The sequence below is a fragment of the Pseudonocardia sp. ICBG601 genome, from assembly GCF_020496245.1.
In genome coordinates this window covers 2,891,806-2,906,327 of the sequence record NZ_JAHLJA010000148.1, presented here as the reverse complement: position 1 = coordinate 2,906,327, position 14,522 = coordinate 2,891,806, and the positions used below count along the sequence as shown (strand labels likewise).

At 75.2% G+C, this 14,522-nt stretch carries 10 protein-coding genes; 3 read left to right on the top strand and 7 right to left on the bottom strand.

From position 1 onward, the window contains the following. Positions 1-37 precede the first annotated feature (37 nt). Positions 38-1,708 carry an FAD-binding dehydrogenase gene (locus KPL57_RS43235; protein WP_226356180.1) on the bottom strand — a complete coding sequence of 557 codons (1,671 nt, stop codon included), beginning with the start codon at positions 1,706-1,708 and terminating at the stop codon, positions 38-40. Positions 1,709-1,850: 142 nt separating this feature from the next. Continuing rightward, the gene (locus KPL57_RS43230; protein WP_226356179.1) at positions 1,851-3,266 is read right to left on the bottom strand and encodes a CARDB domain-containing protein; all 1,416 of its coding nucleotides are present in this window, start codon (positions 3,264-3,266) and stop codon (positions 1,851-1,853) included. Positions 3,267-3,656: 390 nt separating this feature from the next. On the opposite strand from KPL57_RS43230, the gene KPL57_RS43225 reads away from it, so the two are divergent. After that, complete coding sequence (locus tag KPL57_RS43225) at positions 3,657-4,628, top strand: serine protease (RefSeq protein ID WP_226356178.1); 972 nt, start codon at positions 3,657-3,659, stop codon at positions 4,626-4,628. Continuing rightward, positions 4,625-5,593: an arsenic resistance protein gene (locus KPL57_RS43220; RefSeq protein WP_226356701.1), complete on the top strand. Its 969-nt coding sequence runs from the start codon at positions 4,625-4,627 to the stop codon at positions 5,591-5,593. The genes KPL57_RS43225 and KPL57_RS43220 overlap by 4 nt, the downstream gene beginning before the upstream one ends. 13 nt (positions 5,594-5,606) lie before the next feature. On the opposite strand, the gene KPL57_RS43215 is transcribed toward KPL57_RS43220, so the two are convergent. From KPL57_RS43215 to KPL57_RS70730, 4 genes are all read right to left on the bottom strand, one after another. Beyond that, positions 5,607-6,806, bottom strand: coding sequence for a homogentisate 1,2-dioxygenase (locus KPL57_RS43215; protein WP_226356177.1), 1,200 nt, complete (start codon positions 6,804-6,806; stop codon positions 5,607-5,609). Then, positions 6,781-8,505: an FAD-dependent monooxygenase gene (locus tag KPL57_RS43210; RefSeq protein ID WP_226356176.1), complete on the bottom strand. Its 1,725-nt coding sequence runs from the start codon at positions 8,503-8,505 to the stop codon at positions 6,781-6,783. Before KPL57_RS43210 ends, KPL57_RS43215 begins: the two co-directional genes overlap by 26 nt. 25 nt (positions 8,506-8,530) lie before the next feature. Beyond that, positions 8,531-9,490 carry an MBL fold metallo-hydrolase gene (locus KPL57_RS43205; protein WP_226356175.1) on the bottom strand — a complete coding sequence of 320 codons (960 nt, stop codon included), beginning with the start codon at positions 9,488-9,490 and terminating at the stop codon, positions 8,531-8,533. Between the two features lie 171 nt (positions 9,491-9,661). Further along, positions 9,662-10,942, bottom strand: a complete 1,281-nt coding sequence (locus KPL57_RS70730; RefSeq protein ID WP_226356174.1) for a TetR family transcriptional regulator — start codon at positions 10,940-10,942, stop codon at positions 9,662-9,664. A gap of 214 nt (positions 10,943-11,156) precedes the next feature. On the opposite strand from KPL57_RS70730, the gene KPL57_RS43195 reads away from it, so the two are divergent. Continuing rightward, complete coding sequence (locus tag KPL57_RS43195) at positions 11,157-13,673, top strand: hypothetical protein (protein ID WP_226356173.1); 2,517 nt, start codon at positions 11,157-11,159, stop codon at positions 13,671-13,673. Positions 13,674-13,759: 86 nt separating this feature from the next. On the opposite strand, the gene KPL57_RS43190 is transcribed toward KPL57_RS43195, so the two are convergent. Continuing rightward, complete coding sequence (locus tag KPL57_RS43190) at positions 13,760-14,476, bottom strand: alpha/beta fold hydrolase (protein WP_226356172.1); 717 nt, start codon at positions 14,474-14,476, stop codon at positions 13,760-13,762. Positions 14,477-14,522: the final 46 nt, after the last annotated feature.

Genomic DNA, 14,522 nt, shown 5'->3' with positions numbered 1-14,522 from the left:
CCCGGGAAGGCGACTCTCGCTCAGTGAGAGGCCGGGTTCAGAGGGTTCCCGCGAGGCTCCGCCCGGCGGCCCGGCCGGAGAAGATGCAGCCACCGAGGAACGTGCCCTCCAGCGCGTTGTACCCGTGCACCCCGCCCCCGCCGAACCCGGCGGCCTCCCCCGCCGCGTAGAGCCCGGGGATCGGTTCGCCGTGGGCGTCGAGGGCGCGGGAGTCGAGGTCGGTCTGGATCCCGCCGAGGGTCTTGCGGGTCAGCACGTGCAGCTTCACCCCGATCAGCGGACCGGCGGCGGGGTCGAGGATCCGGTGCGGCGCCGCGACCCGCCCGATCCGGTCACCGGGCGAGCGGCGGGCGTTGTGGATGCCCTGGACCTGGGCGTCCTTGCTGTAGGGGTTGGCCAGCTGCCGGTCGCGGGCCTCGATCTGGCCGCGGATCAGGGCCGGGTCGAGCGGCGGGGCGTCGGTGAGGGCGTTCATCCCCGCGACGAGCTCGTCGAGGGTGTCGGCGACGACGAAGTCCTCCCCGTGGGTCGTGAACGCCTCGACCGGGCCGGGCGCGCCCCGGCTGAGCAGCCGTTCGCGGAGGAAGGCGCTGCGGCGCCCGGAGGTGATGTCGGGGTTCTGCTCGGAGCCCGACAGCGCGAACTCCTTCTCGACGATCTTCTGGGTGAGCACGAACCAGGAGTGGTCGTAGGGCGCGATGTCCGGGGTGGTGCGCAGGTGGCGCAGGGTGCCGAGGGTGTCGTAGCCGGGCAGGTACGGCGCGGGCAGCCGCCGCCCGAGCGCGTCGAACCACATCGAGGACGGCCCGGGCAGGATGCGGATGGCGTGGCCGGGCCAGACCGGGTCCCAGTTCACGACGCCCTCGGTGTAGTGCCACATGCGGTCGCGGTTGACCAGCCGCACACCCGCGTCGGCGGCGATGTCGAGCATCCGCCCGTCCACGTAGGCCGGCACCCCGGTGATCATCGACGACGGCGGGGTGCCCATCCGCTCGGGCCAGTACCGGCGGACCATCTCGTGGTTCGCGCCGATCCCGCCGGTGGCCAGGACGACCGCGGGCGCGGAGAGGGTGAACTCCCCGGTCACGTCGCGGTTGCTGGGGGCGCCGCGCGGTGAGTCGTCCGGGGCGAGGACGGCGCCGCGGACACCGGTGACGGCGCCGTCGGTGCGGACCAGCTCGTCGACGCGGTGCCGGTGGTGGAAGGTCACGAGCCCGGCCTCCGCGGCGCGCAGCGCGGAGTCGACGAACGGGCGCACGACGCCGGTGCCGGTCCCCCAGCTCACGTGGAAGCGGGGCACGGAGTTGCCGTGGCCGGTCGCGTTTAGGTCGCCGCGCTCGGCCCAGCCGACCGTGGGGAGGAAGGAGATGCCCAGCTCCGTGAGGTAGGAGCGCTTCTCCCCGGCGGCGAACTCGACGTAGGCGCGGGCCCAGCGCGCGGCGTGGACGTCCTCGTCGTCGAGGCGGTCGAACCCGGCGCTGCCCTGCCAGTCGCTCCAGGCCAGCTCGACCGAGTCGTGCACCCGCATGCGGCGCTGCTCGGGGCTGTCGACGAGGAAGATGCCGCCGAAGGACCACCACGCCTGCCCGCCGAGGTCGACCGGCCCCTCCTGGTCGACGACGGCGACCCGGCGGCCCCGCCGGGTCAGCTCGTGGGTCGCGACCAGACCGGCCAGCCCGGCCCCGACGACGATCACGTCCGCGTCCATGCCACTCCCGTTCGTCGCCGGCCCACCGCACCCCGGCAGGGGCGGCCGGTACGCACAGACGTATCAGATCCGGGCCCGGGAACGGGTGACGGGCAGGCCGCGGCGCTCCTGCGCCGCGACCCGCCCGCCGGGGACCCCGGGGTCAGCGCACGACCGTCGTGGTCACCCGGGTCGCGTTGTTCGTGAGCTTCGGGTCACGGACCTGGGAGGGGGCGACGGCTCCCTCGAGGGTCCGCGGCCCGGTCACCGTGCGGTCGGCGGTCACGGTGATCGTGAAGGTCGACGCGGTGCCCGCGGCGATGTTCGGGACCAGGTAGGCGACCGAGCGGTCGTTGCCGCCGACGATCCCGCCCGGGGCGGCGGTGACCTTGAGGCCCTGCGGCAGGGTGACGGCACCGGTGACCCGGGTCGCCGCGGCCGGGCCGGCGTTGCGGAGGGTCACGGTGACGGGGGCGGTGGTGCCCGCCTTCAGCGTGGCGGGCACACCGAGCGCGACCGACAGGTCGGCCTCGCGCGGGATCACCGGCGCGGGGGTCACGGTGAGGGCGAACGTGGTGCTCAGCGTGCCGGCGGTGGCGGTGACCGTCACCGGGCCCGCGGTGTCACCGGCGGTCAGCGCCGGGCTGGTGGCGCCGCCGTCGGCGCCGGTGGTGGCCGTGGCGGTGGCCACGCCGGGGAAGGCGGCGCTGCCGCCGGTCACGGTGAAGGTGACGTCCTGGCCCGCCACCGGGGCGTTGCCCGCTCCGGTGAGGGTGACCGACAGCGGCTGGGCGAAGGCGGTGCGGACCTGGGCGCTCTGCCCGTTGCCGCCGGTCGCGGCGAGCGCGGTCGGGACGACCGGGTTGTCGAAGTCGACCGTGGTGCCGTTGATCCGCAGGTTGTCGACGCCCGAGCGCAGCCCCGGGTTGCCGCTGCCCTGGTTGACCGCGATCCCGCCGACGATGACGGCGTCGGGCAGCGCAGCCTTCACCGCGGCGAAGTCGGCGGTGTAGGTGTCGAAGCCGTACCGGTTGGGCGTGCCGGTGCTGGTGATGGTGCCGCTGGCCCACCAGCCGCCGCTGCCCGCGGGGGTGCTCGACGCGGGCCACGTCTGCCACGCCCCGGTCTGCACCGGGTTGGTTCCGGTGTAGACCGGCTCGAACACCAGGGTCGTGAAGGTCGAGCCGTCCTTCATCGGGTTGACCGGGATGTTCAGGGCGGGTGCCTGCTGCGGGCCGCCCACCTGCTCGACGAGGGTCTGGTACTCGAGGTCGGTGATCTCCGAGAGCTTGCGCCCGTTGAAGGCCTGGGCGTACACGGTGACCTTGTCGTTGCCGCCGGGGGTGTCCAGGCGCAGGTAGCCGCGTCCGGTGCGGGCCCGGGCGTCGTCGACGACGGCGGCGGTGCCGGCGTTGCGGACCGCCGTGCAGTACCCGGTCGGGCTCACCGTCGCGCCACACGCCGGGATCTGGTCGTTGCCGACCCGGACCCCGTCGGCGGCGGTGGCGGTCCCGGCGACGAGCGGGACGCACCCGACCGCCGCCACCAGCGCGGCCGCCAGCAGGCGTCGTCCGCCCACCCGTGCTCCGTGCTCCCCCACCCGACGCGCCATGACTGCCTCCACCGCTCCGCCCGTCCCCGGGCCGTCGTCGCCGGGGCCTCTGTGCTCCCGACGGCCCGTGTGTCGTGGCGGCGGTCACGGTCGCTACACGACCTCATCAGAGCTGATGAGCCGCTCGGAGCATCACCAGGTGAGCCGGTCGGGGCACGGTCGGCTCCCACCGTCGACGCCACGACGACACGCCGTCGGACACGCCGGACCGGTCGTCGGGCACCGGCCACCGGTCCGCCCGCGGGCGGGGCCGACCACCGACCGGACCGGGATTCACAGCGCGTCCACAGCGGTCCGTCCGACGGATCACAGGAGTGCCCTCTACCGTTGATCCGGTCAGTGGGACGAGTGTGGGAGGTGGACGTGCGGACCGACACCCGGCCCGGCAACGGCCCCTCCCGCCCGCGGTGGCACGTCCCCGGGCTGCTGGGCGCCGCGCTCGCGGCGTCCGTCGCCGTCGCGCTCGCGGTTCCGTCGTGGACGCCCACGACACCACCGCAGGTGACGACCGCGGCGGCGGCCACGGCGGCCGGCGCCGCTCCGGCCCCGGCATCGGCCACGGCCCCGGCATCGGCCACGGCCACGACCGGCGCCGCCGACCCGGCCGACCCGGCGGCGGTCGTCCCCGTCGCCACAGGACTGTCCCTCCCGGCCGTCACGGCCCCCGAGGGCACGCCGGTCGCGCGCCCCGCGACCGGCGCCCTGTTCGACGGACCGGCCGAGGCCCCCGGTGACCACTTCTGCTCCGCCTCGGTGGTCGAGTCCGCCACCGGCGACCTCGTCGTGACCGCCGCGCACTGCGTCTCCGACGGCGACGGCACCCCGGCCCGGACGGGCATGAGCTTCGCCCCCGGCTACGACGACGGCACCGCCCCCTTCGGCTACTGGACCGTCACCGCCGCCGCGGTCCCCCCGGGCTGGCTGGAGAGCGGCGACCCCGACTCCGACGTCGCGTTCCTGACCGTCTCCCGGCCCGACGCCCCGCCGATCCAGCAGGTCACCGGCGCCTACCGGCTCGCCTTCGGCACGTCCGGCGCCGGCGGCGACGACACCCCGGTGACCGCGGTCGGCTACAACGACGGCGACGCGGACGCGACGACGGTGTCCGGCACCGCCGGGACGCTCGACGAGGACCAGTGGCAGCTCGACCAGCCCGGCCTCGACCAGGGTTCCAGCGGCGGCCCGTGGCTGACCGGCCCGGACGACTCGGAGATCCTGGCCGTCACCGGTGGCTACCAGCAGGGCGGGGACTCCCCCGACGTCTCCTACGGCGCCGACCTCGGCCCGGCCGCGCAGTCGGCGTACCGCTCGGCCGGGGGCACCGACTGAGCCGGCTCGTCGCCTGGTGGGACCGCCACCAGGTCCCGCTGTACCTGGCCGCGATCCTCGCCGGGGCGCTGCTCGGTCTCCTCGCCCCGCGGGTCGCTCCCGCGCTCGCCGCGTCGGTCACCCCGCTGCTCGCGCTGCTGCTGTTCGCGACCTTCCTCGCGGTCCCGCTCGTCGACGTCGCGCGGGCCCTGACCGGCACCCGTTTCCCGGTCGTCGTGCTGGTGGCGAACGCCGTGGTGGTCCCGCCGGTCGCGATCGGACTGTCGCGATGGGTCGCCGACGACCGCGGTCTACTCGTGGGCGTCCTGCTGGTGCTGCTGACGCCGTGCATCGACTACGTCGTCGTGTTCACCGGGCTCGCCGGCGGCGCCCGCGCGCAGATGCTCGCGGCGACGCCGCTGCTGATGGTCGCGCAGATGCTCCTGCTGCCCGGCTACCTGTGGTTCGCGGCCGGACCGGAGGTCCTCGCCGTGGTCGAGGCCGGGCCGTTCCTGCACGCGTTCCTGGTGCTGGTCCTGGCCCCGCTGGCCGCGGCGGCCCTGGTCCAGGGCCTGCGACGACGGCGCCCGGCCTGCCGCGCGGCCCGTGTCGAGGGCGCCGTCGCCGGGGCGATGGTGCCGCTGATGGTGGCGACCCTGGCCGCGGTCGTGGGCTCGCAGATCGCCGCCGTCGGGGCGCAGGCGCTCACCCTGGTGCGGCTGGTGCCGCTCTACGCGGCGTTCGTCGTCGCGGCGGTGGTGATCGGTCTGCTCACCGCCCGGGTGGCCCGCCTGGACGTGCCGGCCACCCGGGCGGTGGTGTTCTCGGTGACGACCCGCAACTCGCTGGTGGTGCTGCCGCTCGCGCTGGCGCTGCCCGGCGCGCTCGCCCTCGCCCCGCTCGCCGTCGTCACCCAGACCCTGGTCGAGCTCGTCGCCCTGGTCGTGCTGGTGCGGCTGGTGCCGGTGCTCGTCCCCGCCCGATGAGCGGGCGACCCGGTCACCGGGCCGGGCCGCGCCCCGCCCAGCTCCACGCGTACGACGGGTCCTCACACGCCCGTCCGCCCTCACCGAGGGCCAGCGGCCGGAACGTGTCGACCATGACCGCGAGCTCGTCGAAGGACTCCGCGCCGAGCGCTCGCTCGACCGCGCCGGGCTGCGGGCCGTGGCTGTGCCCGCCCGGGTGCAGCGAGATCGACCCCTGCCCGATCCCGGAGCCCTTGCGGGCCTCGTAGTCGCCGCCGCAGTAGAACATGACCTCGTCGGAGTCCACATTGGCGTGGTAGTAGGGCACCGGCACGGCGAGCGGGTGGTAGTCGACCTTGCGCGGCACGAAGTTGCAGATCACGAAGCCGGAGCCCTCGAAGACCTGGTGCACCGGCGGCGGCTGGTGCACGCGGCCGGTGATCGGCTCGAAATCGGCGACGTTGAACGTGTACGGGTACAGGCAGCCGTCCCAGCCGACGACGTCGAACGGGTGGGTGGGCACCACGTAGCGGGTGCCGGTGATCCCGTCGGGCCCGCCGCGGTGCTTCACCAGCACCTCGACGTCGGCCTGCTCGACGAGCAGCGGCGCCCCCGGTCCGTGCAGGTCGCGCTCGCAGTACGGGGCGTGTTCGAGCAGCTGGCCGTAGCGCGACAGGTACCGCTTGGGCGGGGCGATGTGCGACGACGCCTCGATCGCGTAGGCGCGCAGCGGCTCGGACCCGGTGGGGACCCAGCGGTGGGTCGTCGCCCGCGGGAGGACGACGTAGTCGCCCTGGACCACGTCCAGCGCGCCGAACACGGTCTCGACGATCGCCGACCCGGACTCCAGGTAGACGACCTCGTCGCCGACGGCGTTGCGGTAGAGCGGGCTGGTCTCCCCCGCGACGACGTAGGAGATCCGCACGTCGGCGTTGCCGAGCACCAGCCGGCGTCCGGTCACGACGTCGACCGACTTCCAGTCCGGGGTGCCGAGGTCGTGCAGCCGCAGGTGGCGCGGGAGCAGCGGCCGGTTGTCGGTGAGCGACTGGTCGCCCGGGTCCCAGGGGGTGGCGTCGACGATCGCCGACGGGACGCCCGCGTGGTAGAGCAGCGAGGAGTCCGAGGAGAAGCCCTCCTCCCCCATCAGCTCCTCGTAGTAGAGCGTCCCGTCGGGGCGTCGGTGCTGGGTGTGCCGCTTCGGCGGGACGTCACCGGCTCGCCTGTAGTACGCCATCGTGGCCCTCCTCCGGTCCGTTCTGTGCCTGTGCCTGTGTCCGTGGCGGTGGCGCCGTCGTGCCGCGGGCGGTCGCGCGGGCGAGGGCGGCCGCGACGTCGTCGCGGGACGGGGCGGCGAGCACGGCGGCGACGTGGGCGTCCGGGCGGAGCAGCCACACCTCGTCGGGCCGGGCGGCCAGGGTGGCCGTCACCGTCTCCCCGTCTCCGGCTCCGCCGAGGGCTCCGGCTCCGGTGCCCGTGCGGCCGTCCAGTTCCGCGAGGGCGAGCACCCGGACCGGGCCGGGCGCACCGGCCGCCGCTGCGGCGACCGCGTCCGCGTCGGCCAGCGGGCCGGTGAGCAGCAGGAACCCGTCGCGGGCCAGCGCGCGCAGCCGTCCCGGACCGGCCGGGGTGCGCACCGGGGCGTCCGGGACGAGCACCCCCGGTCCCGCGGGCGGGACCTCGCCGCGGGCGGGACGCCCGGCGAACGGGCGACGCGCGTCGGCGGTGGTCAGGGCGGAGTCGACGTACCAGAACGGCTCGGCCAGCCGGCCCGAGTCGACCCGCGCCCGGGCCGCGGGGTCGGTCGCCGCCGCGGCGAGGACCTCGGCGCGGGCCCGCACCCGCTCCGCGTCGCGCGGGACCAGGAAGTCCATCGTCGCGGTGGTGACGGCGACGTTCTCCAGGGCGGCCACGTGCCGCTCGGCGTGGTAGCTCTCCAGGAGCTCCTCCGGCGCCCAGCCGCGGCCGACCCAGGCGATCTTCCAGGCGGCGTTCTCCGCGTCGGCGACGCCGGAGTTCAGCCCGCGGGCACCGAACGGGGACACCAGGTGCGCCGCGTCGCCCGCCAGCAGGACCCGGCCGCACCGCATCCGGTCCACCACGCGCGAGTGGAACCGGTAGACCGAGGACCAGACCACCTCGTGGTCGACGTCGCCGATGACCGCGCGGATCCGGGCGTCCAGCGCGCCGGACGCGGTCTCGGCGTCGAGGTCGTACCCGGCCGGGACCTGCCAGTCGATCCGGAACGTCGAGTCCGGGCAGGGGTGGACCAGCACCTGGCGGCCCGGGTTCGCGGCCGGGTCGAAGTGGAAGCGGCGCTCGGTGGCCCACCCCGGGAGGTCGGCGCGGACGTCGCAGATCAGGAAGCGGTCGTCGAAGCTGGTGCCCTCGAAGGTGACCCCGAGCAACTCACGCAGCGCGTCGCCGCGGGCACCGGCACAGACGACCAGGAAGCTCCCCGCGATCCGCCCACCGCCGTCGACGGTCACCGTGACGCCGTCGGCGGTCTGCTCGACGCCGACGACGTCGTGCCCCCAGCGCAGGTCCACCAGGGCCTCGTCGGCGATCCGCTCGTCAAGGATCTGCTCGGTCCTGGCCTGCGAGAGGTTCACGAACGGCGGGAACGCGGGCCGCCCCGGCTCGGCGAAGGTGTGGGCGAACAGCTCGGTGTCGCGGTGGAAGGTGCGCGCGGTGGTCCAGGTGACGCCCTCGTCGGCGATCCGGCGCCCGGCACCGACGGACTCCCAGACGTCGAGGACGTCGCGCTGCTGGCAGATCGCCTTCGACCCGACCCGGTCCCGCTCCGGGCGGCGGTCCAGCACGACCGTCGGGACGCCGTGGCGGGCCAGCAGCAGCGCGGTGGTCTGCCCGACCGGCCCGGCGCCGAGCACCAGGACGGGCGGCGACGGCCAGGCCGGCGCGGCGGACGTCGACATGGGTTCCCCTCCCCTCGCCGGTGCCTCAGCCCTGCAGCCGGGCCCAGACCTCCTGGTCGCGTTCCGCGGTCCAGATCACCGGACGCTCCACGCCGGACAGCTCGTCCCACAGCCGTGAGACGTCGAACGGCAGGCAGTGCTCGAAGATCGGCCAGTGTCCGTAGTCGTCGACGAGTGCGGCGTGGGTCGCCTCGAACGCCTCCTTCAGCGTGCCGCCGCGCTCCTGCACCGCGCCGACCTCCCGGATCATGACCTGCAGGAACCCGCGGGTCTGGGCGATCGCCGCGTCGACCTCGGCGCGGCCGCGGCTGACCGCGCCGCGCCCGCCGACGAGCTGCTCGGCGCCGAGCGCGGCGAGCCGGTCGAGGGTGTCGCCCGCCCAGTCGCGGTGGAACGCGTCGCCGGTGTAGAGCGCGGCCCGGGCCTCGACGAGGTCACCGGCGAACAGGATCCGGTGCCGCGGCAGCCAGGCGGTGATGTCGCCCTCGGTGTGGCCGCGGCCGTGGAACTGCAGCACCAGCTCGCCGCGGTCACCGCCCAGGTCGAGGGTGAGGCGGTCGGCGAAGGTGAGCGTCGGCCAGGTGAGTCCGGGTACGGAGTCGGCGGCCTCGGCCAGCCGTGGCATCCGCGCGAACTCCGAGGCCCAGTCCTCCATGCCGCGCTCGGCGATCAGGGCCGCGGTCGTCTCGTGCGCGACGACGGTCTGCGCGTCGAACGCGCTCGCGCCCAGCACCCGGACCGCGTGGTAGTGCGACAGCACGAGGTACCGGACCGGCTTGTCGGTGTGCTCGCGCAGCATCGCGAGCCACTTGCGCGCGGCGACCGGGGTGGCGAGGGCCTCGAAGCAGACGACGAAGTCCTCCCCCTCGATCGCGCCGATGTTCGGGTCGCCCTCGGCGGTGAGGGCGTAGACGCCGTCCGCGAGCACCTCGAGGGTCTGCTCCTTGGCGGCGGTGTCGGCGGAGGAGGCGAAGGGCTTGGCCACGGCGGGTGTCCTCTCGGAGCCGGGAGACGGGCGGCGACCGCGGCGACCCGTCGTCGGGACCTCCGACCGGCCGGGCACGCCCGACGATCAAAGGTTGAATCACTTGTGCAGGACCGTAGAGGGCCGCGCCGCCCGGCGCCAGGGCCGATCCGGCGGCGCGCGCCGAGCGGTTCAGGTCCGCCGGTTGATCCAGTCCGCCCGGTGCGCCGCCCGGGCGAGGCGGACGAGCAGGGTGTTCAGGGCGGCGAGGTCGTCGGCGCCGAGCAGCGCCGCCCACTCCGACTCGCGACGGTTGTGGGTGCCGAACGCGGCGACCAGCCGGTCGGTCCCGGCGTCGGTCAGCGACAGGTGCACGGTCCGCCGGTCCCCGGCGGCGGGCGTGCGCCGGACCAGCTCACCGGCGGCGAGGGTGTTGGCCAGGCTGGACACCGCGGCCCGGCTCATCCCGCACAGCTCCGCCGCCCGGCCCGCCTCCTGCCCGCCCGCGACCCACAGCGTGAACAGCAGCCGGAACGCCGACCAGCTCCATCCGGCGGGGCGGTGCACGGTCGACTCGAGGTCGTAGATCAGCGAGCTGGCGATCCGGTGCAGGTTCAGCACCAGCGCCATGGCCGCGCGGTCGGTGCCGGGGAGCCGCTCGCCGGTGCGGGCGAGCGCGACGTCGGTGAAGGCGAGGAAGCCGTCCGCCTCTCCCCGCGGGGCACCGGCCGCCGCGGCACCGGTCGCACGCCCCGACGCGGCGCCGCCCGCGCGGCACGCCGCGGAGCCGTCCTCCGTCGGACCGTCCTCCGTCGGGCCGTCACCGGCGGAGCCGTCCGCGCCTCCTGCAACGAGGCCCGCACCGCGCCCGACGGTCCGAGGCGGGGTCCAGCCCACGACTCCGGCGTCGGCCGGGCCGCCGAGCCCCGCGAGGAACGCGGCGACCACCTCGCCCGGCGCCGCCCCCGCTCCGCCCGACCCCGGCTCGGCCAGTGCCTGCACCCCGTGGAGCAGGGCCAGCAGCTGCTCCACGAGCACCCCGTCCGGAGCCGGGGCGACGATCCCGCCCGCCCGCCGGCCCTCCTCGAACCGGGCCGCCAGCCGGGTCCGCCACCGCGCGGTCACCCCGGCGAGGACCGCGGCCGGCCCGGGCCCGGACGCCGCGACCCGGGCGAACGGCGTCCCGGTGTGCGCGGTGACCTCCTCGCAGAACACGTGCAGCGCCGCCACCCCGGACAGCCCGGCCGCGCGCCGCGCCACCCGGGCGTCGAGGTCGTCGAGGGCCCGCCGGAACGCGCACTCCACGATCGCGGCGCGGCCGGCGAAGTAGTGCGCCGGCGCCCCGTGCGCGACCCCCAGTGCCGCGCTGACGTCCCGCAGCGTGACCGCGTCCGGACCGTGCTCGGCGATCAGCCGCCAGGCGGCGTCGGCGATCTCGCCCCGGCGCTGCTCGTGGTCCACCCGCTTCGGCACGACCGCTCCTCGTGGTTGCTCCCGGTTTTTCTACACCAGGAGAACCATGGTGGCCGCATCCAGATCCGGGCGGTCCTAGTCCATTCGGGCTAACGATAAGTCGTCGTCGCACGTCACCGGGGTCGTGGTGGATCAGTTGAGGCGGGCAACGGGGCCGCTCGCACCCCGTCGCGCAGTGAGGCGCGACCGGGCGGCGCCGGTGGAAGGCTCCCCGATGAAGAAGACGAAGCGAGCCGGTGTGGCGCTCGTCGTCGCCGGCCTGCTCGCCGGTGCGGCGGTCGGCGCCGGGTCGGCGCTCGCGGCGCCCGACGGGCGGGCGGACACGGCGGGTCCCGACCTGCTGCGTGCCCCCGCCGTCGACGCGCCCCAGCTGCAGAACACCGGCATCTGGTCCGCCGACCCGATCGGCGTCTGCATGACCAGCGCCTACCGGCACGGCGAGTACGTGCACCAGGGCTGCGTCTACGACGACGAGGGCGGCGGCAACCAGTACCGCTGGCCCAACGACACCCTGCTGCGCAACTACACCTACCCCGAGGACGCCGCCTACCGGCGCAACGCCGCGGACATCCTCGAGGTCCGCGCGAAGCCCCAGGACGACGCGACCGCGTTCCGGGTCACGATGAACACGATGACCGACCCCGGGCTGCTCGGCCTGACCCTCGCGCTCGGCGGCTCGGACACCCCGCGCGAGGCCCCGCACGGCGCGAACACCGTCATGCCGGCCCAGCTGTTCGTGACGGTGCACGGCAGCGAGGGGGACATCGTCGACGCGGCCACCGGGCGGACCCTGCCGGACGCACCGCAGGTGCACGTCGACGTCGAGCGGCGCCAGGTCGAGATCCGCGTGCCGCACTCCGCGTGGGACCCCGCCGACGGGACGCAGCGCCTCGCCGCCGCGGCCGGGCTGTGGGACCGCGACGCCGACGCCTACCTCGTCCCGCAGGTCACCGCGGACGCGACGCACCCCGGCGGCGCCGTCGTCGGCGACCCGACGCCGTCGGCGTTCTTCGACGCGGCCTTCCGGTTCCACGAGCCCTTCGAGGCGCCCTACCGGAACAACGACCAGAAGCGCGCGATCGCGGACGGCGACCTCTCCGGGTTCTTCGCCGACGTCGACTTCGGGAAGCTCCGCGCCGGCACCGACGACGAGTCCGGTGTCCCCACCTCCGGCTACGTGACCCGGGTCTTCGCCTCGCACTCGGAGAAGGCGCAGGGCCGGCGGCTCCCGTCGGACCCGGGCGGTCCCGCACCGGGCACCGGCCTGCAGCAGGGCGGCATCGCCACCGGCTCCGGCGAGGGCTCGGGCGACCAGCGGCCGAGCCTGTCGTTCGGCTACCCCTGTCGCGACGACTGCGTCCCCGACCTGCCGGGCCGGATGCAGCGCTACACGGTCTACGTCCCCGAGGCCCCCGCGCCGTCGCACGGCTACGCCTCGATGGTCTGGACCCAGGGCTACGCGCTGCGCCCCGGCGACGACGTCGCCGGCGACCGTGACCTCTACCGGCAGTTCGCCGACCGGCCGGGCGACCCCACGATGGTGATCGACGTCGACTTCCGCGGCGCCGACAACTGGGGCTACGGCGAGGGCGGCGCGATCGTCTTCGAGGCGCTGGCCGACGCGCGTCGCCACTACGACCTCGACCGCGAGCGCACCGCGATGGGCGGGTTCTCCTCCGGCGCCTACACCGCGAACAAGCTGTCGCTGACCTTCCCCGACGTGTTCAGCAGGGCGTTCATCTGCGACGGGCTGAACGTGGCACCGTCGCTGCCGGGGGTGAACGGGGTGGCCGACGAGGTCGCCGAGACCGCCGGGGTCGACACCGTCACCAAGCACGAGCCCGGCTCGAAGATCTCCGAGCTGCTACCCAGCCGTCGCAACCAGCCGGTGATGGAGTGGGCGGGGGTCAACGACGACTTCATCCCCTACCCGATCACCCGCGAGCGCGCCGACCTCTACCGGGCCGGGGACTACGACTACGAGTTCGTCAGCCACGTCGGCCTCGCCGCCGAGCACCTGGTGATGTGCAAGAACGGCATGTGGGACCTGGCCGCCCGCTGGATGGGCGACGAGCCGCGCGCGGTCGACCCGCCGCACGTCACCTACGTGCGCAACCCGCTGATGGACGACCCGGAGGCCGGCCTCGTCGGTGACCACGCCTACTGGCTGTCGGGCATCCAGAGCCGCGACCCGCACGAGTTGGGCGCGATCGACGTGGTCACCCGGGGGCAGGGCCGCGCCGACGCGCCGGTCCCGGCGGCCGGGCAGGAGGTCGGTCAGGTCGAGGGGACGTTCTCGCCGGTCAACCCGTACCTGCGGGAGTTCCGCCACCTCGACGCGCCGGTCGACGCCGACGCCGAGAACGTGCTGGAGATCCGCTCGGCCGGGGTCGGCACCGTGACCGTCGACCCGGAGCGCGCCGGCGTCGGCTGCGACGCCCGCCTCGACGTGCACACCGACGGCCCGCTGACCGTCATGCTCGACGGCTGCGGCCGGACCGAGTCCTTCGACGGCAGCGACTCCGGTGGCCTGGCGAAGCCGGCGACGTTCGCACCGGCCGACCCGCTGGCGCCGCTCGGCAACCCGGCGCAGGGCACGCCGCTCCCGCCGGAGGTGGGCAACGCCCCGCAGGCGCCGCTGCAGGAGCTCCCGCCCCTGCGGTTCCCGCCGAACCAGCTCGGCCAGGACCCGGCGCCCGGTGACGGCACGCAGGAGTCCCCGACCGGCTGACCGGACCGACTGAGCACCGTCCGCACGAACACGGGAGCGGGCCCCCGGGACACCCGGGGGCCCGCTCCGGTGGGTCGGGGCGCGGCTCAGGCCTTCAGCAGGGCCTCGGCCAGAGCGTCGGGGCGGGTGAAGCAGCCCTCGTGGCTGCCCGGCACGGTGACCGGGGTGACCCCGAGCCGCTGCGGGAAGCGGTCCCAGCCGTACTCGCCGGGCGGCAGCGCGACGTCCTCGGTCGAGAGCACGTAGGCCACCGGCACCCCGAGCGTCGCCGGGTCGATCGGCTCCACGGTCTCGGTGAAGTACTGCAGCGGCTGCGGCACCAGGAGCTCGTGCACCAGGCGCTGGACCGGCTCGTCGGCGTCGTTCATGAACGCGCCCTGCCACACCTCGAACGGCAGCGCCACGGAGTTGTTGCCCGAGGCGGCGGCCTGGCCCTCGAACAGCTCCCGGTACTGCGGGGGCACCTCGTCGTTGAGCGAGCGGCCCGCGGCGGGCACGAACGCGCTCCAGTAGACGAGCTTGCGCAGCCGGGAGGAGACCCGGTGCGCGGCACCGGTGATCACGTAGCCGCCCCAGCTGTGCCCGACGAGCGTCACGTCGGTCAGGTCGTGCGACTCGATCAGGTCGACGACCGCGTCCACGGTGTCGGACAGCCGGTAGCGGGTCGGGTCGTCACCGTCGTGCAGCCCCGGCAGGGTGGGGGTCAGCACGCGGTGTCCCGCCGCACGCAGCCGCTCGGCGACCGGGCGCCAGGCCCAGCCCCCGTGCCAGGCACCGGTCACCAGCACGAACGTCTCGGACATCGCTCACTCCTCGTCGAGGTCGGAACGGGGCAACGGCCCCCGGCGG

Bases quoted from the DNA above. Each gene is read 5' to 3' on its own strand.
- KPL57_RS43235 (WP_226356180.1), bottom strand. From the start codon at position 1,708: ATGGACGCGGACGTGATCGTCGTCGGGGCCGGGCTGGCCGGTCTGGTC.
- KPL57_RS43215 (WP_226356177.1), bottom strand. From the start codon at position 6,806: ATGGCGTACTACAGGCGAGCCGGTGACGTCCCGCCGAAGCGGCACACC.
- KPL57_RS43210 (WP_226356176.1), bottom strand. From the start codon at position 8,505: ATGTCGACGTCCGCCGCGCCGGCCTGGCCGTCGCCGCCCGTCCTGGTG.
- KPL57_RS43195 (WP_226356173.1), top strand. From the start codon at position 11,157: ATGAAGAAGACGAAGCGAGCCGGTGTGGCGCTCGTCGTCGCCGGCCTG.
- KPL57_RS43190 (WP_226356172.1), bottom strand. From the start codon at position 14,476: ATGTCCGAGACGTTCGTGCTGGTGACCGGTGCCTGGCACGGGGGCTGG.